Origin of the sequence: Streptomyces sp. NPDC048473 (assembly GCF_043200155.1) — a bacterium.
Classification (GTDB): Bacteria; Actinomycetota; Actinomycetes; order Streptomycetales; family Streptomycetaceae; genus Streptomyces.
Genome location: NZ_JBICXE010000076.1, coordinates 1 through 18,698 on the forward strand (window position 1 = coordinate 1; position 18,698 = coordinate 18,698).

The window sequence follows — 18,698 nt, forward strand, 5'->3', positions numbered from 1 at the left end:
CCGAACTGGCCCTCGTCCGCGATACCGCCCGCTGATCACCCACCAGCCGAGCTGCCAGGCCAGCACGCCCGAAGCTCAATTTCCCCCGAGACCGTTAGAACTCCTAACGAAATGATCTTCAAGGTGGTTGGATCACTCCGGGACTGATGATCCGGGGGGTGCTGGGTGGCTCGGCCGAAGCCGTGGGAAGTCGACGACGAGCTCTGGGCGGTGATTGAGCCGCTGCTGCCCAAGGTCGAACGTCGGATGCGGCACGCCGGCCGCAAGCGGCATCCAGACCGTTTGGTGTTCCAGGGCATCCTGTTCGTCCTGCACACCGGGATCGCCTGGGAACACCTGCCGCAAGAACTCGGCTTCGGCTCGGGCATGACCTGCTGGCGCCGCCTGGCCGAATGGACCGAAGCCCATGTCTGGCCCCGGCTGCACGAGGTCCTCCTCGCCAAGCTCCGAAACGCGAACGCCTTGGACTTCTCCCGAGCTGCCGTCGACGGCTCCCACATCCGCGCGCTAAAGGGGGCCCCAAGACCGGACGAAGCCCCGTCGACCGGGGCAGGACGGGCAGCAAACACCACCTGATCACCGACGCCACCGGTATCCCGCTCGCCGCCACCCTGACCGGGGGCAATCGCAACGACGTCACTCAGCTCATCCCGCTCCTCCAAGCCGTGCCGCCCGTGCGTGGCAAGCGCGGTCGGCCCAGGCGCCGCCCGGACGTGGTGCTGGGTGACCGCGGCTACGACCACGACAAGTACCGCCGGCTGGTTTGGGACCTCGGCGTGAAGCCCGCTGATCGCCCGGCGCGGCACCGAGCACGGTTCCGGACTCGGCACTCAACGCTGGGTCGTGGAGCGTACGTTCGCCCACCTGCACTGGTTCCGTCGCCTGCGGATCCGCTGGGAGATCCGCGACGACATCCATGAAGCCTTCCTCACCCCCGCATGCGCGCTCATCTGCTGGAGGCGCTTGAAGCCCTCGCAATAGGAGTTCTTGGAACTTCAACAAAGTGACAGGCTCGTCACCCGGCTGACCCGAGCAAGCCCGAGAATCAGGCTTCGGCGATGGTCCGGCCCGGCATCGGCTCCGCGAGCGCAGCCCGCCAGGCCGGCACGCCGAAGGGGTCGGCGAAGTACTGCGTCTCGTGCACCACGTGCTGGTCAGCGAATTCCATGATGCTCACCGAGTACGAAGGCACACCGTCGTAGGTGATGAGGCATTCGCTCACCCACAGATTCGCATGGGCGGTGATCCGCTGGACGGTGAAGTGTCGGTCGGCCGGGTGCCCGCCGCGTTGCGCCGAGATCGCCGCTCGGCCTCGGAACCGCTCGCCTGACTGCGGGTAGTCCAGGATCGCGTCCGTGGCGTAGATGGCGTGCTCGGCTTCGGTGTCCCCGCGTTCCGAAGCCCGCCAATGCTCCTCGACCGCGACCCTGGTCCGGGAGTCAGCATCCATGGCACCGCCCTTCCGTAGCGGTGACAGCCTAGGCGCTCCGGGCCACAGCCGCCCCGGGGCAAGCCGGGGCTGGGCAGCCAGGTCCTCCCTTTGGCCGGATCGGAGGGTGGCAGCCGTCCACCCTGGCAACGGCGTCGAGTGACCGCCACCCGGCTCACCCCATCCTCGAGCCATTCTGTTAGGAGTTCTTAGGGCGCCTCAGCTTCGATGGTCGACAGGAGGTTGAGCTCGCGGCGGTGGGCAGCCCCGCGTGAGTCCGCAGGTCGGGGGCTCGTGGTCGGTCAGGCTTCATGCCTTTGGACGAGATCGCATCCGGTGAGGTCGTTAGTGACCAGCGGCGGCAGGTGGCATTCAGCCTCCCGGCCCGGCTGTAGAAGTTCGAAGCTCCATACATGGGTGACCCGTGCGGTGAGGTGTCCAGGGGCTCGCGGTCTGTTGCACCGAGTAGCTGGTCAGCAAGGCAGAGGGGTACCAGTTGGACATGCACCCTTACTCTGGGTGACCGCTCGTGTGGGGGTCAGTGCCGCTGGAGGTGTCTGGCGGCGCCTCGCCCAGGGCGCTGTTGAGCGTTTTCAGTGCGGCGATCACCGCGTCGACCTCTGTGTCGGCGAGTGCGGGAAGCATCTGTCGCAGAGTCGGTTCCGCATCCCGGTTCCTGGCTTCCCGGGCCTGGGCGCGGGCATGGTCAGCGATCTTGGCGACAGTGCGCCGCCGGTCGGCGGGGTCTGCTCCCAGCTCGACCAGGCCCCGCTTGTGCAGCGACGCCACCACGGTGGATGCCCGGCTCTGGGCGAAGCCGGTGCGCCGGGCAATGGCCCCCACCGGCTGCGGACCGGCGGTGTAGAGGTGCTCCAGCACCAGCAGCTCGGTCGGCCCCAGGTCGGAGGCGTCCTTCATTGCCGAGATCGCGGCAGCGGTGAGTCGCCTGCCGAGATGGTGCAGCTCAGCGAGGTCTAGGGAACTGGTCGGCGATGCCACGTACATCCTCCTCAGGAACATCTCTCATGATACATCCGCCATAATGCATCATGAGAGATGCATTATGGGGATGCATTTGCCCCGAGAGGCGCGGCATCCCCGAGACGCCCCCAGGAGGAGACATGACCCGCCCGATAGCCCGAGTGCTGCTGTTCCCGCGCGCCATGGCCGCACTGCTGGTCGGCATCTACACCGCCGCCATGCACGCTCCGACCCCGCACCACCTGAAGATCGCGGTCGCCGGACCACCTGCGCAGACGAGGCCACTAGATGGTCAATTCCAAGGGGTTGGCGGTCGTAGGCGGCCTGCGTTCAGCGGGTGTGACCTTTCCGGCCGGTCTTCTGCGTGGGCGTGCACCAACGTGACGTCCGTTTCCTGCCAGTAACCGCCCGTGCCTCGATTCAGCATGGGCACATGACCAGATACACCGTGCTCCCCGTTGGCGCAGCCGTCCTGAAGGAACTGCGGGTTCTCGACGACGCGGGCCGTCCCTGCGCCCCGTACATCGCGACCGGCGACGACGTGGGCTCTCCGCTGCGCTGCTGCCTGCGCCCCATCACGCTCGGCGAGCGCATCGCCCTTGCTTCGTACGCCCCGTTGCGTCGCTGGGCCGCCACGAGGGGTGCAGATCCGGGCGCGTACGACGAACAGGGTCCCGTCTTCATCCATGCCGACGACTGCGGCGGGTTCACCCCCGGCGAGAACTACCCCTTCGCTCGGCCGGGAGCCCTGCGTACCGTGCGCCGCTATGACGCCCGGGGCCATATCGCAGGCGGCCGCCTTCTGGAGATTCCGGCCGACGCCACGGCTGGCTTCGATGCAGCCTTCGACGATGCGTTCAACGATCCGGACGTGGTGCTCGTACACGTCAGGGCACTGGAATACGGATGCTTCCACTTCGAGGTGCGACGGCCCTCCGCCAAGGAGCGGTAGCAGCCGTACCACCTGAATGATCGACTTCAAGGGATCGGCTGCGGGCATAAGGCGAGGGAGTCCAACGTCGGTGTGTGAAGACAGAGTTGGACTCCCTCGCCACCGCACTGTACGTGAAGACCGACGACCTGCTGAAGGCATCACCGCATATCGCCCCGTGGCGGCCCGCAGTAGGCATCGTGCCGCAGCTGACCGACGCCGAGCTGGTCACTCTCGCCATGATGCAGGCCATGCTCGGCTTCACCTCCGAGGCCAAGTGGCTTCGCCACGCCCGCTCCCACCTGCGGTATCTCTTCCCCTACCTGCCCAAGCAGCCCGGCTACAACAAGCGGCTGCGCAAGGCCGCCGAACTGCTGCGGCGGGTGACCCGGGTGCTGGCCACCGACACCTCCGTATGGAGCGACGACGTGTGGATCGTGGATTCCACCCCGGTGGAGTGCGGACGCTCCCGCGAGACCGTCAAGCGCTCCGACCTGGCCGGATGGGCCGAGTACGGGTACTGCGCCAGCCACAGCCGTTTCTTCTGGGGCCTGCGCCTGCACCTGGTGTGCACCCTGCAGGGCCTGCCCATCGCCTTCGCACTGACCGGGGCCAAGGCCGACGAACGCGAGACCCTGCTGTACCTGCTCGCCGCCGAACCGGAACTGGTGGTCGCCCGGCCCGGACAGACGCTGATCGGCGACAAGAACTACTTCGGCCGCGACTTCGAGCACCAGTTGGCCGAGCAGGACATCCGGCTACTGCGGCCGGCCCGCAAGGGCGAGCCGGAACGGCCCGGCGCCCCGCTGTTCAAGCCGTTGCGGCAGGTCATCGAGTCGGTCAACGAGACCTTCAAGGGCCAGCTCAACCTCGAACAGCACCGAGGCCGCACACCGGGCGGCGTGATCGCCCGCGTCATGCAGCGCATCCTCGCGCTGACCGCCGCGATCTGGCACAACGACCACACCGGCCAGCCCGTCCTGCGCTCACTGACCACCTACGACCACTAGCAACAGACCCCTTGGAATTGATCATCTAGCCGCTTCCCTGCGCGGGGCTCTGGGCGACGCGTACGACGTCGGTACCGTCACCTCCACCGAACAGGCCCGGCAGCTGGTAGCGCACCGGGCCGTGGCCGCCGCTTACGTCCCCACGCCGACTCCCGATGACCGCAACGCCGGTACGGCGGGCATCGCCTTCGCTCAACCGCAGCAGCCAGACGGCCCCGTGCTCTACATCGCCTCCGCCGCCAGTGCCGCCCAAGTCAACCTGGCCGCCCTGCCGTTTCAGAACGCCGCCGCCCAACAGCACCAGTTCCTCCAGGTCCGCGACCTGGTCCCGCTCAGCGCCCACGACACCAGCGACACCAGCACCATGTACGCCGCGATCGGCCTGACCCTCGCGGGCTACCTGTCGGCCGTCATGCTCTCGACCGTGTTCGGCACCGCCCTCACGCTCAGGCGCACGGTGGCCACGCTCGCCGCCTTCGGTGCCGTCGCCGCAGTCGCCGTCTGGCTCATCACCGGCCCCCTCCTAGGCGCCGTGCACGGCTTCGCCCCCGCCATCCTCGTCACCGGCTGGCTCACCGTGATGGCCGTTGGCATGGCCACCTTGTTCCTGTCCCGCTTTTGCGGGCGCATGACCGCGTTGCCCGCCGTCGGGATCTTCATGTTCCTCGGCATGCCCGCCTCCGGGGCCGCCCTACCCATCGAGACCATGCCCGCACCCATCCGGGCCCTGCATGACCTGCTGCCGATGACCTCAACATCCGGCAGCCTGCGCCAGATCATGTACTTCGCCGGCGACGGCATCGGCCGCTACTGGCTCGCCCTCACCCTGTGGGCCGTCACCTGCCTCGCCCTGACGCTCACGTACGACGCCATCAAGGCCCGCCACACCGCCCACCGCAACAACACAGACACCCTGCCCCGGCAGACCACCGAGCTCATCCCCTCCCGCTGATCGCACCCCCAGCACACATCCACCACCACACCCCAGAACGAGGCCGAACCCGTGACCGATGCACCACCGCCGTTCAGCGACCACAACACCGACCCGGCCGGGCCTCCAGGTGACCCACTGACCCTGCTCGCCACTGAAACCGAGCTGACCGGTCTCGACTTCACCGGCCTGGACCTGCGCCCAGCCCTTCGCCGCCATCCGCACCCCCGGACATTCACGCGCTGCACCTTCACCGAAGCCAACCTGCGCGGCGCCCAACTCGCCGAGGCCGTCTTCACCGACTGCACCGCCGCGACAGCCGACTTCACCGGCGCCCTACTCGATCAGGCCCACTGGAAGGGCGGCAGCGCCGCCGGCGCCAACTTCACCGACGCCGACTGCGGCGACCTCATCTGCGACAGCGTCGACCTGGCCAACACCAAATGGGGCGGCGCCCTGCTCACCGACGCCACCTTCACCGGCTGCCGCATGATCGGCGCCCGCCTCACCGGCCACCGCGGACTGGGCCTCAATCTCGCCCGCTGCAACCTGGCCGTCGCCAACCTCAACGGCCTGAGCCTGCGCGGCACCCACCTCGTCGGCATCCGCTTCACCGAAGCCGACCTCGGCGGCACCGACTTCCGCGACTCCACCCTCGAAGACTGCCGACTCGCCGACGCCAACCTACGGGCCGCCACCTTCACCGACGCCGACCTACGCGGCGCCGACCTCGGCGAACTCACCCTCGCCACCGCCGCCCAGTTCCGCGGCGCGGTCATCTCTCCCGACCAAGCCGCCCAAATCTGCGCCGCCCTCAGCCTGAACGTCATCGGCTGAACCCCGATAGCAAGACAGGCGCTGGTCTCCCCAGTGATCACAGAGCGTCGCAACTCCATGATCGCCAAGACCAGTGCTGTTTTGCAGTCGGGTTACCACCACCGTGCCTATCTGCGCGGCCTCTAAGCTTGTTTTTTATCTACCAAGATCTTCCGGGTTTGCCGATGGCCTTGAGAGTCTCGGGGCGTTTGACGGTCTTGCCCCTGGCCTGGGGCTATAGGTGGTCCACTACTGTCGCCAGCAGGGGCCGGGACGGCCCCGATGTCACGGCTGCGGTCCCGCTCGCTCTGCCGTTCCTCAGCCCAGTGACAGGTCGCCCTGATCGTCCTTGATCTTCACCTTGACCCAGGCATGGCCGCTGCTGTTGCCGTCGCCGACGCCGTCGACGTTGCACTCGAACTCCCGGCCCGCCTTGACGGGAATGGAAGCGGGGCAGCTGACATCGTCGATGGTCGGGGGCTTGGCGAAGTCGGCGGATTTGACGTTGTTGAGCACCGCCCGCGCCAGCGCGTCCTGATCCAGGACGCGCTGCGGCTGCACGGCGGGACTCCCGGCCAGCAGCATGATGGTGAAAGTGAGCGCACAACAGGCGATCACGGCCAGGGAGAGCGCGATGACGGTACGGGCGAAGCTGCGTTGATCAGTCACGCGGACAGTCCTATCCGGCTGTCCGTGCTCATACAACCCCCTGTGGTGACGTGAAGTTGCCTCTCGGTCCCTGCGGAGTGCTCCCGCACCACTGCCTGCGCGGCCGGAGAGGAGCTTGTGCACCCCTGCAGGACGAGGAGTGGGGCGGGCGCCGCTTCTTGTTCGTTATCTTCCGGCATCGAATGGTGTCTCGAACTGGGTCGCTCACCTGAGGGTTCGCCGGACGTGGGGGGCGGCCTTCGTCTGATCATGTGCTCCGACCAAGGTGCACGTGACCACGACGAAGGCCGTGAGGGTGAGTCTGCTGCCTGATGCTGTCCGGAGGGAAGCGTTCGAGGAAGCGTCACGTTTCCGGGGCGAGTTCCACGAGTGTCTGACCGCTCGGCGCGACGAGTTGTTCGAGCTGGTGGACGCGGTGCTGTGTGCGGACGGTGCGGTGAAGTCCCCGGTGGACTTGACGCTGTTGCCGGAGCATCGTCGTGGGCACGGAGCGATGTACGGCGGCTTGAACCACGGCGAGATCGACGTCGGCCGGCTGCGGATGGTGCTGGCCGGGCTGTCGCTGCCGCGGTTCGACGGCGGGCGCCTGGTCCTGGCGGTCGATGTGTCGCCGTGGCTTCGTTCGGACGCGCCGTGTTCGGCGGAGCGGCTGTTCTGCCACGTCTACGGCCGGGCGAAGACAGCGTCGCAGTTCATTCCGGGCTGGCCGTACTCTTTCGTGGCCGTGCTGGAGCCGGGTGCCACGTCCTGGACCGCGATCCTGGACGTGGTCCGGCTCGGCCCGGTCGATGACGCAACCGCGGTCACCGCCGCCCAGTTGAGGGGTGTCGTCGAGCGGCGTATCGCAGCGGGTCGGTGGCAGAGTGGGGACCCGCATATCGTGATCGTCAGCGACGCCGGCTATGACGTCACCCGCCTGGCCTGGGTCCTGCGCGACCTGCCCGTCAAGATGGTCGGCCGCGTCCGCTCCGACCGTGTGATGCGTCTGCCGAAGCCACCGAGGACGCCTGGGGTCAACGGCCGGCCGCCCAAGCACGGTCCGGAATTCCGCTTCACCAAGCCGGAGACCTGGCCCGAGCCCGCGATCACCACGGTCACGGACACCACCAACTACGGCAAGGCCGAAACCCAGGCGTGGGACCGGGTCCACCCCCGGCTCACCCACCGCTCCTCCTGGTTGGACCACGACGGTGAACTACCCTTGGTCGAGGGGACATTGCTGCGGCTGAAGGTGGAGCACCTGTCGAAGGGTCGGGATGCCCCGCCGGTGTGGCTGTGGTCCTCCAAGACCGGCGCCACCCTGGACGACGTGGACCGCTTCTGGCAGGCATTTCTCCGCCGCTTCGATCTGGAGCACACCTTCCGCTTCGCGAAACAAACCCTCGGCTGGACCACCCCGAAGCTCCGCACGCCCGAGGCCGCGGACCGCTGGACCTGGATCCTGATCGTCGCTCACACCCAGCTCCGACTCGCCCGGCCGCTGGCCGCGGACCTCCGCCGGCCCTGGGAGAAACCCACCACCTCCGACCGGCTCACCCCGGCTCGGGTCCGCAGAGGGTTCAGGAACATCCGCGCTCACCTCGCCTGTCCGGCCCGTGTTCCCAAACCCCGAGGCGCCGGCCCCGGACGGCCACCCGGCGCCAAGAACAAACACCGGGCACCCCGCTACGACGTCGGCAAGACCGTCAAACGCCCCGAGACTCTCAAGGCCATCGGCAAACCCGGAAGATCTTGGTAGATAAAAAAACAAGCTAAGTCCTGTTTCGGAAGTCGTTACCCGTCGAACATACGAGTGCGGATCAATTGAGTACGCGTACCCACTCCTTGCCGGGTAACCGCGCCCATCCACCGCGCTCCCCCGCTGACATACCGTCCCCGTATGCCCGAGGAGACCGAACCAACCAACACCACCCCCGCCCCGACCGAGTCCAGGTCCCCCTCTTCCGTCCTCGGGGCCCTCGGATGCGGCTGCGCCGCGCTCGTCGTCGTCGCACTCGTTCCGCTCGTCCAGCTCGCATGGGGCTCATGGGGGTCGACGGACTTTCCCCGCGTCGCGCCCGAGGACATGGCGAGCCGCGCCTTCCAACGTTCCCAGGAGGCGTACGACGTCGTGGGGTTCAAGCGCACCGTAGAACCAGGAGTCGAGGACATCGGCGTCAGCACGGAGAACACGTTCAGCTCCGGCTTCTGCTACGACGGGGGCCTGCTGGGGCTGGAGGACAAGACCGTCGACGGCGCCTACCGGATGAGCCACAGCTGGGCGCTGGACCACGTGCCCGCGAGCCGGGCCGTCTCCGGCCTCCGCCGACTGCACCAGCACCTCAAGGACAACGGCTGGGAGGTCACGTCCTACCGTGAGGGCGCGAAAGGCAGGGACTGGGACCTGTTCGTCCAGCGGGACGACGGGGCCGAGCGGATGTCCTTCACCTGGTTCCCGGACCGGGAGTACTTCACCGGCGGCGCCACCGTGCCCTGCGCCTACGACCCCGAGTGGGAGAACGGCGACGTCAGCCCCTCCGGGGACCACCAGACGCCACCCGCCCTCGGGCCCGCACAGCGGGACTAGGGTGCGTTCCAGAAGTGGATCTTGATGTGTCAAGATCCACTTCGTGGGGAGGCATGATCTGATGAATGCACAGTGCGCGAAGCAGAGTCAGCGATACGACGAGGCAATCGCCTTCCCGTTCTCGTCCGACGAGATGCGCACGGCAGCGGCATGGGCGGGCGCCTCTACTGGCCCGGCGACCGCACCCAGGGAGCGAAGCGTTGGCCAGGCGCCGCGTCCTCGCGCCAGTACCTCAGGACGGTCTCCTGGACGATCTCGAGTCGCTCGGCGGCAATGAGGCACGAGACAGGCTCCCGCCCGTCGGCGTCGGCCTCGAAGGCGACCACGACGGGCAGTTCTCCGCCGAGCTGACGAGTGACCTGCAGAAGCTCGTCAGGCGACGGGGTACGGAAAGTCGGATCGTGGAAGCTCGACGGGCAGCTGACGAAGACCGGGTCGTCAAAGACCAGCTCCAGGCCATGGTGGTAGGTCAGATCATGACCAGCAGCAAGCCGGAGCTGCCCGGCGTTCCAGGCGACCACGTCCCAGTCCCACCAGGACCCTTCGGGGAGCTGAATCTCAGCATGCCGTCGTTCGACGTCCACCCTCAGCCCCTCATCAGTTCGAACAGATCGCCAGGCTACACAGCAGCTTGGGGCCCCCGGCTTGACGGGTTAAGCGCCTGAGATGTCTGGCTAGCCCCGTTCACCGGGCTGAGCCCGCGTGCCTTCGGCAAATTGGTGACCGCACTGTGCCGCGAGGGCGCCGACGCGCCGCGCCGGGGGCGGCCGGAGTCGGGCCCGCCACCCGCCGTAGTCGGGCCAGGCGGTCCCCAAGGTACTCCGTAGCCATGGGGCAACCGTACGCACACCAGCGTCGTCGCGTTGCGTCGACCGACGGTCCAGCAGAGGGTAACCGGGGACGGGCATACGAAAGGGCCCTCTCCCGGTGATCCAGGAGAGGGCCCGATGGGGGTAACGCCCCCGGGGTCATCAGTAGTTGCCGTTCGAAAGGATGCCGCCTTCCGCACCGTAGACGGTCACGAGACCAGTGCCCGAGTCCGTGTGCCCCCACTTGGCGAACAGCAGTGCCAACAGCTTTCCGTCACCCCCGTGGGCGCCGTCCCAGCGACGGCGGGCAGTCGATCAGGGTGTAGTCCTGCTCCCGCGGTGCTGCGGACGGGAGTCAGTGCGCAATGCTGTCGATCAGCTCGCGTGCACCTTGGCGCAGCAGGCTGACGGCGACGGAGGTGCCGAGAGTGGCGGGGTCGAGGGGGCCGGCCCATTCGTGGGCGTTGAGGACGGTCTTGCCGTCGGGCGTGAAGACCTTGGCCCGTAGCGAGAGTTCGCTGTTGCCTTCGACCTGTGCGTATCCGGCGATGGGGCTGTTGCAGTGGCCTTGCAGTACGTGGAGGAACATCCGTTCGGCGGTGGTCTCACGGTACGTGGCGGGGTGGCCGAGTGGGCTGACGGCGTCGATCAGGGCGGTGTCGCCTTCGCGGCACTGCAGGGCCAGGATTCCGGCTCCGATCGGCGGGCACATCACCTCGGGTGACAGGATCTCGGTGATCACGTCGGTGCGGTCGATGCGTTCGAGTCCGGAGACGGCCAGGAGCAGGGCGTCAGCCTCGCCTGCGGCGAGTTTCTCAAGGCGGCGGTTGGCGTTACCGCGCATCGGTACGCATTCCAGGTGCGGGTGGGATGCGGCCAGCTGAGCGATGCGGCGTACGGAGGAGGTGCCGATCCGGGTGCCGGCCGGGAGCTGGTCGAGCTGCAGGCCGTCCGGGTGGATGAGTGCGTCGCGGATGTCGTCGCGTTCGAGGAAGGCGGCGAAGGTGGTCCCGGCGGGCAGGGGCCGGTCGGCGGGGACGTCCTTGACGCAGTGCACTGCGAGGTCGGCCTCCCCCGCGAGTAGTGCCTGGTCGACTTCTTTGGTGAACGCGCCCTTGCCCTCGACCTGGGAGAGGTCGCCCATCCATTTGTCACCTGTCGTCTTGACCGGGACGACTTCGGTGGCGGTGGTGGGGTGGAGCGCGGCCAGCTCGGCACGGACGCGCTCCACCTGGGCGAGGGCCATGGGTGAGTCGCGGGACACGATGCGGATCAGCTCAGGGGCGGACATGCCGCTCACGATAGACCGTCAGATACGGGCTCCGATGAGCACCCCGGACGCCCATGTCGCGGGAGTGGCAAGTAAGTTGGCTTGTTCGGGCAGGTGTGCGAGGAAGGTGTCGACGCGGGGCCGGTGGTCGCTGGGCCATGTGGGTTGTGGCAACAGGTCGTCGACAACGTAGAGGCCGCCGGGTTCCAGCAGGTCGAGAAGGTCGTCCAGGCGGTGGAACTTCCCTGGCCGGCAGTCGACGTACGCCAGGGCGAGCGGCGGTCCGGTGTAGGTGTCGAGCCAGTTGTCGGCATCGGCTGCCTCGAAGCTGATGCGGAGGTCGACGCCGAGGTGCTTGGCTGCGACCGCCTGCCGGGCACTGTCCATCTCGACGCTGATCAGGCGGGCGTCGGAACTCATGCCATGGAGCAGCCAGGCAGCCCCCGCGCCGACCCCGGTGCCGAGCTCGGCCATGTGGCCGTCCGGTTTCGAGGCGGCGAGGGTGGCGAGGAGGGATCCGGTGCGGTCTTCGCATGACATGGCGAACCCGAGCGTGGCTGCGTCGGCGAGGATGCCGTCGAGGGCGGCCGGGCGGAAGCAGGGGCGGTCATCCACGCGGGTCCTCCAGGTGTGCGGCCACCTGTTCGGCGGCGAACGTCAGGATGCTGTCAGCTCCGGCCCGCTTGAGCATTGCGGTGTACTCACACATGCCTTCTGTTCCCAGGGCGCACAGGGCCGGCCATTCACCAGAGGTCGAGTAGGCGACCAGCGGCACCTGCTGGCTGTCGCGGAGCCGCGTGAGGACGTCCACGGCACTCATCACGGGCTGAAGCGTCAGGGAGTCAGCGCCCTCGGCGATCCACCGGTGGGCCTGGACGAGGGTGTCCTTGTCCGCGCGTCCCGGTTCGAGCTGGAGACCGCGGCGGTTGCCGGAGGCGGGGTCCGTCTTCATCAGTGTCTTGAATGGCCCGTACAGGGTCGTGTGGATGGCGAGGCTGGGGTTCACGCCTACGTCCCGCAGCCCGGCTTCGTCCAGCGCGGTACGTACCGTTCTCACCGATCCATCAAGCATCGCGGTGGGCGAGACGACGTCCGCGCCGGCCTCGGCGTGCTGCACGGCCATCTGCTCCATCAGGTGAAACGTCGCGGTGAGGTCGATGCCTTCGGCCGGGGTGCGCAGCACGCATTGCCCGTGGTCGGTCCACGAACAGCCACACACCTCGGTGGTGACCGCCATGCCCGGATCGGTGTCCTTCACTACGGCGATGGCCCGAACCATCCGGTTGTCGGGAGCAATTGCGGCGGAGCCCCTGGCGTCGCGGTCGTGGCCGTAGACGAACAACTTCACGCCCCGAATACCGAGTCGGGCCCACCGTTCGACGGTCTGAGGGACTTCTTCCAGTGCTACGGCGCCAGGCAGGGAACGGGGGCCTTTCTCCTGGCTGCTGGGGAGGACCAGAAGTGGGGCGCTAAGGTCCGCAGGCGTGAGTGTGGGGCGGGCATAGAGGTCGCGGACGGCTTGGCGTGCACGGGAAGGATTGACGCCTTCGGGGGCGGGTGCCGATGAACGCGGTCTGGTGGGCGCAGTCATGCGGCGAGTAGATACCGACAGAGTGTCGGCAAGATAGGGCGCACCGGGGGCACACTCCGGTGCGTGCGTACGCTCCCCTCGCATGCGCTGGACGAGTCGGGGCGTTACGGCGGTTACTCGCGGCGTGCGAGAGACAGTTGGACCCGGCCCTCCGAGGAGGATCGGGTGCGGGAATCGTCGCCAGGCGCGCCCGCATCGTCTTCCCTGCGATCCGAGATCAGCCGTCTTCTCGAGAGATCGCCCTCGCCGTCGAGACCGATCAGCAGCGTGATCCAAATCGCCGCCATCAACCTCACGACCCGACGCCTCACCCAACAGAACACCCAGAACTGGCGCGACACCTGACCCCAAATGAAACGGACAACCGAGAATCAAACGCTCACTTAGAGACGGACGGTCATATTCACGGTCACATCGTCACCTGCCGAGAGGCCCTGTGGCTTGCGTACAGCGTTCCTGAGCGGTAGCAGATAGCCGCCGCTCTTAGGGAAGAGCGACGTTGTGAAGGCGATCTCGCCGATGCGGGCCTCGACGGGGACCACGCCCCAGCCGTACGTGGCCAACACAGCCACCTCGCGGATGTCGGCAGCCTGTTCCTCGGGCACGGTGGCGAAGTAGAACGGTGAAGGCCCACGCCATTCGATCACGCGGCCGGTGAACACGACTTTCATGAGGTCAATCCGTTCATCGAGAGGGCCAGATCCCGGGCAGCGTACATGTGGTGCCACCTGGGGCTATAGATGACGGCTGCTCTGGCAACGCTCAACCCGCCGGGTGAAGTGCTCAGTCACACCTCCGGCTTGGCCACCCCGAGAGAGCTGGGGATCTGCTGCAGGCCGATCACGCAGGCGATACCGAGAGTGAAGCCCTCCACCACTGGTGCGGGAACGTACTGCATGTACCGACCGGCCCGCAGCAGGGCGAGCGCGATCAGGAGAACCCCGGCCATCAGCCCAACCGTCAGTACGCCCCCGGGCCCGTACTGCGCGACGATCGGCACCAACACCACCGTCATCGCACCGGTGGGGCCCGAGACCTGAAGGTTCGAACCACCGAACAGTGCGGCCAGCGCACCCGCGACCACGGCGGTCGCCAGCCCGGCCTCGGCGCCGAGCCCGCAGGCCACCCCCCGAATCCCAGCGCGATCGGCAATGCCACGATCGCTACCGTGAGCCAGGCAAGCACATCCCGACGCGGGTTGCGCGCCATGACCGCGTAGTCGGCACGGGCAGGCAGCAGAGAACGAACCCGGCTCCAGGCCAGGGCGGGAAACGTACTCATCGCGAGGAGACCTCAGCTTCCCTCAGCTCCGCCAAGAGCTTGTTCTGGCCGGTCAGCATCTGGGGCAGAATCCGCCGCGCGGCCCGCAGCGGATCAGCCACATCTCCGCCCGCCAGCTCATACACGACGGTCGAACCCCCGCGGGTCGCGGTCACGATCCCCCGAGCGACACAGGACCGCCAGCTGCTGAGAGAGCGCCGACGGTTCCACCTCGATCGAGGTGAGCAGATCCCGTACCGGCATCGGCCCACCCTGCAGCGACTCCAGCACCCGAATCCGCACCGGATGCCCCAGCATCCTGAAGAAGTCGGCCTTGGCCTGATACAGCGGAGCCAACACGATGTGGGTCTCTCTCATCGCCCTGCGAGCGCGGGCACGACTAGGCCGTGCCTCTCAACTTCGGCGGTGCGAGAGGCTTCCGGCGAAGCTCGTAGAATCGCGGTGTGGCATTCATGAGTACCCCGCACTGCTGCTTCCTGTGATCGGAAGGCATTGAGGGCGACGCCGGACGGCATCGCCCTCCTTGGTGTGCCTGCTGCGTGAATCATGTTCCCGGCGCTGCCCGTACCCAGGTGGCCGGACGCCGGGCCCGTTCCTTCCTGGGGCGGCGACTTTCGAGCGCGCGTGCAGGCACGGTCCTTTCCTTCACCGTTGCCAGGAGTGCCTTGTGCCTGTGTCGCTTCTCCCCGCCCTCGAACCGTTCCTCGACCTGTTGCGCTGCCCGACATGCCGCACCCGTCTCCACCCCGACGGCGGCGCACTGCGCTGCCCCGCGGGCCACACCTTCGATATCGCCCGTCACGGTTACGTCAGCCTCTTGACGGGCAGCCGCGCCACCAGCGGCGACGACGCGGCCATGGCCCGGGCCCGGGATCGGTTCCTGTCCACCGGCAGGTACGGGCCCATCCTCCAGGCAGTGGCCCACCTGGCTGCCGGCGCCGCGCCCGAGCAGGGCACGGTCGTCGACGTCGGGTGCGGCACGGGCTACTACTTGGCCGGGGTACTCGACCAGTTGCCCGGCGCCCGTGGTCTGGGGCTGGACACCTCAGTGCGCGCGCTGCGCTCGGCAGCCCGAGCGCATAAACGAGCCGCTGCGGCGACCTGGGACGTTTTCCGTCCTTTCCCGCTGGCCGACGGGGTGGCCGACGTCGTGTTGGACGTGTTCGCTCCGCGCAACCCGGCCGAGTTTCACCGAGTGCTGCGCCCGACCGGCCGGCTGGTCGTGGTACGTCCTACCGGGCGGCACCTGGACGAGCTGCGCGGCCAGGTGTCTGCAATGGTCACGATCGACCCGTTTAAGGAACAGCGCCTGCACCAGGCGCTGGACCCCTGCTTCGAGGCCGCCGCTACCGAGCAGATCGAGTACCTTACGTCCCTGACCGGGCTGGAGGCCCTCGACCTGGTGGGGATGACGCCGAGCGCACGCCACTTGAGCTGTGCAGACCTGGAGGATGCCGGCCTCCTGCCCGATCAGGTCACCGTCTCCGTACTGGCCACCGCCTACCGGCCTCGGTGACCGCGAGCGGGCGCACGCACCTGCTGGCTGACGAGCAGTGGGCACGCCTGGCGCCCTACCTTCCCCGCAACACCGGGAAGGTAGGGCGTCCCTTCGCCGACCACCGCCGCATCATCGAGGGGATCGCCTACCGGTACCGCACCGGGATCCCGTGGCGAGACCTGCCCCGCGACGCGTTCGGGCCCTGGCAGGCAGTATGGAAACGCCCTCGCAGGTGGGCTGCTGACGGCACATGGGACACGGTTCTGGCACATCTGACCCCACAGCCGGACTCGATCGGGCAGATCGACTGGACGGTCTCGGTCGACTCGACGATCAACCGGGCTCCCCAGCACGCCACGAACACGACCCGACCGGAGAAGGACGCCGGCGCCGCCACCTGCCACAGCGAGAGCGAAGCCACTGCGACCGGACATGAGCCCGTGGGACACGGAATAGGCCGATCCCGCGGGGGCCTCACAACCAAGATCCACCATGCGGTGAATGGCAACGGCCGCCCGCTGGCCGTCGTGGTCACCCCGGGCCAGGTCCACGACGGACAGATCCTGCCCCTCGTGCTGGGCGATATCCGCGTCCCACGACTCGGCCGCGGCAGACCACGAACCACACCGGACGCCCTGCTCGGAGACAAGGCGTACTCCTCGAAGCAGATCCGCGCAGACCTCATGGCCCGTGGCATCCGCGCTGTGATCCCCGAACGCACCGACCAGCAGGCAAACCGCAAAAGAAAAGGTCGCGGCGGCGGCCGACCCCGCACACTGGACGCCGAGAGCTACAAACGCAGGAACGTAGTGGAACGGTCCTTCAACCTGCTCAAGCAGTGGCGGGGCCTGGCCACTCGTTATGACAAACTCGCCGTCGTCTACCGCTCCGCAGCCGTGCTTGCGGCGGTAATCACCTGGCTACGGAGTTGAGAGTCACGGCCCAGTGCTGTGCCCGCGACTACCAGGCAGGCAGAGCAGCCACACCATGTAAGTAATTGCAGATCTTCGCAATTTATATATTGCGTAATGTTTCGGAGAGGGCTCCTCGTGTTCGGCTACGAGGACACCGGCCCGTTCGCCCGGCTTCAGGCCCAGGCCAACCTGCCGTGAGCGGCGGTCGGCGGAGGGCCGACCCGGTGCCGGTCCGGACGAGGCCGCGGCAAAAGTGGCGGCGCCGACCGCCGGAATCCGTGCCGATCAGGGGCGACAGGGCCTCGCGTGCGCGGCGCTGCGGTTCAGCGATGACACGGTGCCGGCACTGTCCGGTGGCGGCGGCACGAGCATGGTCGAGCGCTTCGCCATCACTCTCGATCGCCGGGATCCTTGGACGGGCTGGGAACGCATCGACTTCTGCGGCGTCGAGGAAGGCCGTCCGCTGAAGGACAGGGCCGATTTCTTCCCAGCAGTCCGTGATTTCAACGCCGCACATCCCCGCGTACGGTGCCGCCGTTCCGGCGTGGCCGGCGGTGCCTCGCTGCGCATTTCAGCATGGCGCGGCAGATGTGCGGGTTGATCGGGCGCGGGTCAGGTGAGGGCATCCGGAACCGGGGTGTCCTGGTCGAGGTGCCTGGACAAGAACACCGCGGCCCGATTCCGGCGGGCCGGGGTTCTACGTCACGTCACGCGCGCAACTCCGTCACTCGTCTTCGAAGCCGTATCCGAGCACTCGGAAGCTCCCTCCCACTCCGTCATTGACGAACACGCCTCCGTCGACCGGCTGCGGGAACACACCTTCGGTGGCGCCGTAGGGGCCGACGACGGCGATGGGGCCACCGTTGTCGCAGGTCGCCCCGCGGAATACCTCGACGGTCCGCCGGCTGTCGTTGAAGATGTTGAAGCTCGTGGAGCCGAGGCCGCTGGCCGCGGTGATGCAGCCGCCGGGGTAGGCGGAGTACGTCCGCTCGTTGAAGTGGATCCTGCCCTCGTCGTACCCCCTGCCCTCATCGTGGCCCCTGCCCTCGTTACCCCTGCCCTCGTTACCCCTGCCTTCGCCGTTGCCCCCGCCCTCGTTACCCCTGCCCTCGTTACCCCTGTTCTCGCCGTTGCCCCCGCCCTCGTTGCCCCTGCCCTCGTTACCCCTGCCCTCGCCGTTGCCCCCGCCCTCGTCGCCTCTGCCCTGGTCGCCCTTCCCGGCCTCGCTCCCGCCCTTGGGGGCCGAAGCCGGGGCGGCGGCCTGCCGGACGACCGGGGCCGCGTGGGCCGGCTCGGTAGTGGCTGCCGATGTGAGGGTGCTGCCGGTGGCGGCCAGGGCCATGGCGGCCGCGATGGCGGCGGTCACGACAGTGGATCGTGGAACCATGTCACTTCTCCTGTTCAGAGAGGTCGACCGAGCAGCCGACCCGTAACTGAACGTACTTACACCCCCCACGCCTGTCATATCGGGCATATCGATAGGCTGAGCCGAGGCACCGATCGGGATGGCAGCCACCCGTATGCCATTCAGGTGGAACCTGACGATCTGTCGATGACCTTTGCGCGCAGGCAAATTGATGCGCCGTTCGCCCGTCTGGGCTACTTCCCGATACCCGCTCACCCCGGAATCGGCGTGTCGTTCCTTGACACAGCGTGGGCAAGAACAACCGGATCGCGAGGTCGCCCTTGTCGATGGGAACGCCCAGGTCGGCCACCACATGCAGGGAGACAGTCGCGTCACCGGCCTGCCCGGCGGTGAGGACGAAGGCCAGGAGCCGGGGGCTTCGGCCGCAAGGTGGATCTTTCGCGTCAGCCCGGTGCGGGATGGCGTACTGAGCAGAAGGACCGGCTCAGGCAGTGGTGCTGCTGCCGATGCCGGTCCTGGTTCGTGAGGTGGGGGCTGTGTCTGTGGCTCAGTAGGCGGAGTTGACGTTGTCGATCGATCCGTAGCGGTGGGCGGCGTAGTTGGCGGCCGCGGTGATGTTGGCGACGGGGTTGGTGA

General features: G+C 67.7%; 19 protein-coding genes and 4 pseudogenes. 12 read left to right on the top strand and 11 right to left on the bottom strand.

Annotation, left to right across the window (positions count from 1 at the left end):
- The first annotated feature begins 165 nt into the window (after positions 1 to 165).
- Both ACGFU7_RS44430 and ACGFU7_RS44435 read left to right on the top strand, forming a co-directional pair.
- Positions 166 to 576: a transposase gene (locus ACGFU7_RS44430; RefSeq protein WP_393704160.1), complete on the top strand. Its 411-nt coding sequence runs from the start codon at positions 166 to 168 to the stop codon at positions 574 to 576.
- Positions 576 to 981, top strand: a pseudogene (locus ACGFU7_RS44435) (IS5 family transposase). Before ACGFU7_RS44430 ends, ACGFU7_RS44435 begins: the two are co-directional and overlap by 1 nt.
- Before the next feature lie 64 nt (positions 982 to 1,045).
- Here the strand turns inward: ACGFU7_RS44435 and ACGFU7_RS44440 are convergent.
- Positions 1,046 to 1,450: a nuclear transport factor 2 family protein gene (locus ACGFU7_RS44440; protein WP_393704162.1), complete on the bottom strand. Its 405-nt coding sequence runs from the start codon at positions 1,448 to 1,450 to the stop codon at positions 1,046 to 1,048.
- A gap of 489 nt (positions 1,451 to 1,939) precedes the next feature.
- Positions 1,940 to 2,428, bottom strand: a complete 489-nt coding sequence (locus ACGFU7_RS44445; protein ID WP_393704163.1) for a MarR family winged helix-turn-helix transcriptional regulator — start codon at positions 2,426 to 2,428, stop codon at positions 1,940 to 1,942.
- A gap of 415 nt (positions 2,429 to 2,843) precedes the next feature.
- Here ACGFU7_RS44445 and ACGFU7_RS44450 point away from each other — a divergent pair, with 415 nt between their 5' ends.
- The 4 genes from ACGFU7_RS44450 to ACGFU7_RS44465 all read left to right on the top strand — a co-directional run bounded on the left by ACGFU7_RS44450 (position 2,844) and on the right by ACGFU7_RS44465 (position 6,119).
- Positions 2,844 to 3,362 (top strand): DUF1203 domain-containing protein, encoded by a 519-nt coding sequence (locus tag ACGFU7_RS44450; RefSeq protein WP_393704165.1) that lies wholly within the window; start codon positions 2,844 to 2,846, stop codon positions 3,360 to 3,362.
- A 74-nt stretch (positions 3,363 to 3,436) separates the two neighbouring features.
- Complete coding sequence (locus ACGFU7_RS44455; RefSeq protein ID WP_393704167.1) at positions 3,437 to 4,351, top strand: IS982 family transposase; 915 nt, start codon at positions 3,437 to 3,439, stop codon at positions 4,349 to 4,351.
- A gap of 121 nt (positions 4,352 to 4,472) precedes the next feature.
- Positions 4,473 to 5,303, top strand: a complete 831-nt coding sequence (locus tag ACGFU7_RS44460; protein ID WP_393704168.1) for an ABC transporter permease — start codon at positions 4,473 to 4,475, stop codon at positions 5,301 to 5,303.
- Positions 5,304 to 5,354: 51 nt separating this feature from the next.
- Positions 5,355 to 6,119 carry a pentapeptide repeat-containing protein gene (locus ACGFU7_RS44465; RefSeq protein WP_393704170.1) on the top strand — a complete coding sequence of 255 codons (765 nt, stop codon included), beginning with the start codon at positions 5,355 to 5,357 and terminating at the stop codon, positions 6,117 to 6,119.
- A 297-nt stretch (positions 6,120 to 6,416) separates the two neighbouring features.
- On the opposite strand, the gene ACGFU7_RS44470 is transcribed toward ACGFU7_RS44465, so the two are convergent.
- Positions 6,417 to 6,767 carry a DUF4333 domain-containing protein gene (locus ACGFU7_RS44470; RefSeq protein ID WP_393704171.1) on the bottom strand — a complete coding sequence of 117 codons (351 nt, stop codon included), beginning with the start codon at positions 6,765 to 6,767 and terminating at the stop codon, positions 6,417 to 6,419.
- 295 nt (positions 6,768 to 7,062) lie between these two features.
- On the opposite strand from ACGFU7_RS44470, the gene ACGFU7_RS44475 reads away from it, so the two are divergent.
- Entirely contained in the window at positions 7,063 to 8,505 is a 1,443-nt protein-coding gene (locus ACGFU7_RS44475; RefSeq protein ID WP_393704187.1) for an NF041680 family putative transposase, read from the top strand.
- A gap of 141 nt (positions 8,506 to 8,646) precedes the next feature.
- Positions 8,647 to 9,333, top strand: coding sequence for a hypothetical protein (locus ACGFU7_RS44480; RefSeq protein ID WP_393704172.1), 687 nt, complete (start codon positions 8,647 to 8,649; stop codon positions 9,331 to 9,333).
- 164 nt (positions 9,334 to 9,497) lie between these two features.
- On the opposite strand, the gene ACGFU7_RS44485 is transcribed toward ACGFU7_RS44480, so the two are convergent.
- Entirely contained in the window at positions 9,498 to 9,917 is a 420-nt protein-coding gene (locus tag ACGFU7_RS44485; protein ID WP_393704173.1) for a hypothetical protein, read from the bottom strand.
- Between the two features lie 108 nt (positions 9,918 to 10,025).
- On the opposite strand from ACGFU7_RS44485, the pseudogene ACGFU7_RS44490 reads away from it, so the two are divergent.
- Positions 10,026 to 10,109, top strand: a pseudogene (locus ACGFU7_RS44490) (IS5/IS1182 family transposase); the annotation flags it as partial.
- Between the two features lie 388 nt (positions 10,110 to 10,497).
- Here the strand turns inward: ACGFU7_RS44490 and hemC are convergent.
- The 6 genes and pseudogenes from hemC to ACGFU7_RS44520 all read right to left on the bottom strand — a co-directional run bounded on the left by hemC (position 10,498) and on the right by ACGFU7_RS44520 (position 14,623).
- Positions 10,498 to 11,433: a hydroxymethylbilane synthase gene (hemC, locus tag ACGFU7_RS44495; RefSeq protein WP_393704174.1), complete on the bottom strand. Its 936-nt coding sequence runs from the start codon at positions 11,431 to 11,433 to the stop codon at positions 10,498 to 10,500.
- A gap of 18 nt (positions 11,434 to 11,451) precedes the next feature.
- Positions 11,452 to 12,027 carry an O-methyltransferase gene (locus ACGFU7_RS44500; protein WP_393704176.1) on the bottom strand — a complete coding sequence of 192 codons (576 nt, stop codon included), beginning with the start codon at positions 12,025 to 12,027 and terminating at the stop codon, positions 11,452 to 11,454.
- A complete protein-coding gene (locus tag ACGFU7_RS44505) occupies positions 12,020 to 13,087 on the bottom strand; it encodes a hypothetical protein (protein WP_393704177.1) in 1,068 nt (355 codons plus the stop codon). The genes ACGFU7_RS44500 and ACGFU7_RS44505 overlap by 8 nt, the downstream gene beginning before the upstream one ends.
- Before the next feature lie 299 nt (positions 13,088 to 13,386).
- Complete coding sequence (locus ACGFU7_RS44510) at positions 13,387 to 13,674, bottom strand: DUF1905 domain-containing protein (RefSeq protein WP_393704179.1); 288 nt, start codon at positions 13,672 to 13,674, stop codon at positions 13,387 to 13,389.
- Positions 13,675 to 13,796: 122 nt separating this feature from the next.
- Positions 13,797 to 14,284 (bottom strand): annotated as a pseudogene (locus ACGFU7_RS44515) (SulP family inorganic anion transporter); the annotation flags it as partial.
- Positions 14,281 to 14,623 (bottom strand): annotated as a pseudogene (locus tag ACGFU7_RS44520) (ArsR/SmtB family transcription factor). The pseudogenes ACGFU7_RS44515 and ACGFU7_RS44520, both read right to left, overlap by 4 nt.
- A gap of 328 nt (positions 14,624 to 14,951) precedes the next feature.
- Between ACGFU7_RS44520 and ACGFU7_RS44525 the strand changes: the two are divergent.
- The 3 genes from ACGFU7_RS44525 to ACGFU7_RS44535 all read left to right on the top strand — a co-directional run bounded on the left by ACGFU7_RS44525 (position 14,952) and on the right by ACGFU7_RS44535 (position 17,297).
- Positions 14,952 to 15,800, top strand: a complete 849-nt coding sequence (locus tag ACGFU7_RS44525) for a putative RNA methyltransferase (RefSeq protein WP_393704180.1) — start codon at positions 14,952 to 14,954, stop codon at positions 15,798 to 15,800.
- On the top strand, positions 15,797 to 16,714 hold the full coding sequence (locus ACGFU7_RS44530) for an IS5 family transposase (RefSeq protein WP_393704182.1): 918 nt from the start codon (positions 15,797 to 15,799) through the stop codon (positions 16,712 to 16,714). Before ACGFU7_RS44525 ends, ACGFU7_RS44530 begins: the two co-directional genes overlap by 4 nt.
- 235 nt (positions 16,715 to 16,949) lie before the next feature.
- The gene (locus tag ACGFU7_RS44535) at positions 16,950 to 17,297 is read left to right on the top strand and encodes a hypothetical protein (protein WP_393704183.1); all 348 of its coding nucleotides are present in this window, start codon (positions 16,950 to 16,952) and stop codon (positions 17,295 to 17,297) included.
- Between the two features lie 123 nt (positions 17,298 to 17,420).
- Here the strand turns inward: ACGFU7_RS44535 and ACGFU7_RS44540 are convergent, their stop codons facing one another.
- A complete protein-coding gene (locus ACGFU7_RS44540; protein ID WP_393704185.1) occupies positions 17,421 to 18,083 on the bottom strand; it encodes a hypothetical protein in 663 nt (220 codons plus the stop codon).
- Positions 18,084 to 18,698: the final 615 nt, after the last annotated feature.

What these genes read in the sequence shown, in the direction of transcription:
- ACGFU7_RS44505 (WP_393704177.1), bottom strand. Translation starts at nt 13,087, where the DNA reads ATGCGAGGGGAGCGTACGCACGCACCGGAGTGTGCCCCCGGTGCGCCC.
- hemC (WP_393704174.1), bottom strand. Translation starts at nt 11,433, where the DNA reads ATGTCCGCCCCTGAGCTGATCCGCATCGTGTCCCGCGACTCACCCATG.
- ACGFU7_RS44510 (WP_393704179.1), bottom strand. Translation starts at nt 13,674, where the DNA reads ATGAAAGTCGTGTTCACCGGCCGCGTGATCGAATGGCGTGGGCCTTCA.
- ACGFU7_RS44450 (WP_393704165.1), top strand. Translation starts at nt 2,844, where the DNA reads ATGACCAGATACACCGTGCTCCCCGTTGGCGCAGCCGTCCTGAAGGAA.
- ACGFU7_RS44540 (WP_393704185.1), bottom strand. Translation starts at nt 18,083, where the DNA reads ATGGTTCCACGATCCACTGTCGTGACCGCCGCCATCGCGGCCGCCATG.
- ACGFU7_RS44440 (WP_393704162.1), bottom strand. Translation starts at nt 1,450, where the DNA reads ATGGATGCTGACTCCCGGACCAGGGTCGCGGTCGAGGAGCATTGGCGG.
- ACGFU7_RS44480 (WP_393704172.1), top strand. Translation starts at nt 8,647, where the DNA reads ATGCCCGAGGAGACCGAACCAACCAACACCACCCCCGCCCCGACCGAG.